This window comes from Arcobacter sp. (genome assembly GCF_050300555.1).
Classification (GTDB): domain Bacteria; phylum Campylobacterota; class Campylobacteria; order Campylobacterales; family Arcobacteraceae; genus Arcobacter.
Map to the genome: position 1 here is coordinate 1 of NZ_JBNKXY010000482.1, position 504 is coordinate 504.

Annotated in this window: 1 pseudogene; it reads left to right on the forward strand. The window is 26.8% G+C overall.

Annotated elements, in window-relative coordinates:
- Positions 1–142: pseudogene (locus ACQY5W_RS13710) on the forward strand (Cj0069 family protein); the annotation flags it as partial.
- Positions 143–504: the final 362 nt, after the last annotated feature.

The window sequence follows — 504 nt, forward strand, 5'->3', positions numbered from 1 at the left end:
TGATGGCGAGAATGGAAAAGATACCTATGTATTAGGCGAGATTAACTGTTCTTGTGTTGGATTTACCAGCCAACTTGATATGGGAATTCAAGATACCGTTGCAGATCAGATCATTGAGACAGTTATGAATAAAATCTCATAAATTTCAGTTGGTTAGAATAAATAATTAAGCTTTTTAATCAAGTATGCCGAAAAGGAGAATATGAGAGTGTTCTCCTTTTTTATTTTATTTATATTTTTTCTTTTTGAGTTTAAAACAAAATGATGTAATTTTATAATTGCATCTTTTTTTGTTAATCCATGTAAATCAATAAAATCAATATCTTGCTTGTATATTTCATTTTTATTATTTGTTAATTTATTTGTTTTAATATGATTATTAAGAGATTTATAATTCCGGCCTTAGGGTTATTTTTTTTTAGTTGTTCAAACACAGTTAGTAAAAGTATTTTGAAAAAAGGAGACCTTATATTTTGCGCTTATAATACAGGAGAATTATCTGGG